Genomic DNA, 2,444 nt, shown 5'->3' on the forward strand with positions numbered 1-2,444 from the left:
GGCTTGCCCGCGAAAGCGTCAGCACAATCGCCAAAAATCTCAATACAGAGACAAAAATCACCAAAATCACTTCACAAACAAATAATCTCCTTATATTTCAATAGCTTAGATATCTGGCACGAAACCCGCTATAGCCCTTCCACCAAGCTTCACCCTACAAAAATAACAATCCAGGAGAGACACACCATGAGTGTGATCATTGCCTTGGCAGCCCTCGCGCTGCTGATGGTGGCTGCTTACCGTGGCTACAGCGTTATCCTCTTTGCCCCGATCGCCGCCCTCGGCGCCGTCCTGTTCACCGACCCTTCCGCCGTAGCCCCCGTCTTCACCGGGGTGTTCATGGAAAAGATGGTCGGCTTCGTCAAACTGTATTTCCCGGTGTTCCTGCTCGGCGCGGTGTTCGGCAAGCTGATCGAGTTGTCGGGATTCTCCCGCTCCATCGTCGCGGCGGCGATTCGCTTGCTCGGCACCCGTCAGGCGATGCTGGTGATCGTGCTGGTCTGCGCCCTGCTCACGTACGGCGGTGTGTCGCTGTTTGTGGTGGTGTTTGCGGTGTACCCATTTGCCGCCGAGATGTTCCGCCAGAGCAATATTCCCAAACGCCTGATCCCGGCGACCATCGCCCTCGGCGCGTTCTCGTTCACCATGGACGCCCTGCCTGGCACGCCGCAGATCCAGAACATCATCCCCAGCACCTTCTTCAACACCACCGCCTGGGCGGCGCCGTGGCTGGGAGTGATCGGCACGATTTTCGTGTTCAGTGCCGGCATGCTGTTTCTGCAGCGCCAGCGCAACAAGGCCCAGCGCACGGGTGAAGGTTACGGTTCAGAACTGCGCAACGAACCGGAAACCGCACCGGACATCAAACTGCCCAACCCGTGGATCGCGCTGTCGCCGCTGTTGATGGTGGGCCTGATGAACCTGCTGTTCACCCGTTGGATTCCTGTGTGGTACGGCAAGACCCACAGCCTCTCGCTGCCGGGCATGGCCGTTCCGGTGACCACCGACATCGCCAAGCTGACGGCGATCTGGGCGGTCCAGGCAGCCTTGCTGGTGGGCATCGTCATGGTGCTGGTGTTCGGTTTTCAGGCTATTCGCGGCCGGTTGGCCGAAGGCAGTAAAAGTGCGGTCAGCGGCGCATTGCTGGCAGCGATGAACACTGCGTCGGAATACGGTTTCGGGGCGGTGATCGCCTCGTTGCCAGGTTTTCTGGTGCTGGCCGACTGGCTCAAGAGCATTCCCAACCCGTTGGTCAATGAAGCGATCACTGTGACCTTGCTGGCCGGCATCACCGGCTCGGCGTCAGGCGGGATGAGCATCGCTTTGGCGGCGATGTCCGAGAGTTTCATCAGCGCTGCCCACGCCGCCAATATTCCCCTGGAAGTGCTGCACCGGGTCGCCGCGATGGCCAGTGGCGGCATGGACACCCTGCCGCACAACGGCGCGGTGATTACCTTGCTGGCGGTCACCGGGTTGACCCACCGCGAGGCCTACAAAGACATTTTCTGTATTACGCTGATCAAGACACTCGCTGTTTTTGTGGTGATCGGTACTTTCTACGCCACTGGCATTGTGTGAGGTATTCATGACGACTCTTTCGGGCAAGACCGCACTGGTCACCGGTTCCACCAGCGGCATCGGTCTGGGGATCGCGCTGAGCCTGGCCAAGGCTGGCGCCAACCTGATCCTCAACGGTTTCGGCGATGCGTCGACGGTAATCGCTGAGGTCGAGCAATTCGGTGGCAAGGTCGGCCATCACCCGGCCGACGTCAGCGACCCGGCGCAGATCGCCGATATGATCGAGTACGCCGAGCGTGAGTTCGGCGGCGTAGATATCCTGGTCAACAACGCCGGCATCCAGCACGTGGCGGCGGTGGAAGATTTTCCGGTGGAGCGCTGGGACTCGATTATTGCGATCAACCTGTCGTCGGTGTTCCACAGCACCCGCTTGAGCCTGCCGGGCATGCGTACCAAGGGCTGGGGACGCATCATCAACATCGCTTCGGTGCACGGCCAGGTCGGTTCGGTGGGTAAAGCGGCGTATGTCGCGGCCAAGCATGGCGTGATCGGCCTGACCAAAGTGGTCGGCCTGGAAACCGCCACCACCAACGTTACCTGCAACGCCATTTGCCCAGGCTGGGTGCTGACGCCGCTGGTGCAGAAGCAGATTGATGATCGCGCCGCGACCGGGATCGACCCGCAGCAGGCGCAACACGATTTGCTGGCCGAGAAACAGCCCTCCCTGGAATTCGTGACGCCGCCGCAGCTGGGTGAGTTGGTGCTGTTTTTATGCAGCGAAGCCGGTAGCCAGGTGCGTGGCGCAGCGTGGAATATAGATGGTGGGTGGTTGGCGCAGTAGCCTGCCGCCGGGCGAGGGAGCTTGCTCCCGTTCGGCTGCGAAGCAGTCGTAAATAGGTTTTGGGACAGCTGCGCTGTCCAGCGGG

At 60.6% G+C, this 2,444-nt stretch carries 2 protein-coding genes; both read left to right on the plus strand.

The window, feature by feature from the left end:
- Positions 1-186: 186 nt before the first annotated feature.
- Positions 187-1,578, plus strand: coding sequence for a GntP family permease (locus AC1DLB_RS27585; RefSeq protein ID WP_457327017.1), 1,392 nt, complete (start codon positions 187-189; stop codon positions 1,576-1,578).
- A gap of 7 nt (positions 1,579-1,585) precedes the next feature.
- On the plus strand, positions 1,586-2,359 hold the full coding sequence (hbdH, locus tag AC1DLB_RS27590) for a 3-hydroxybutyrate dehydrogenase (RefSeq protein WP_018927665.1): 774 nt from the start codon (positions 1,586-1,588) through the stop codon (positions 2,357-2,359).
- The last annotated feature ends 85 nt before the right edge of the window (positions 2,360-2,444 follow it).

It is taken from the genome of Pseudomonas sp. 05N434 (genome assembly GCF_056396965.1).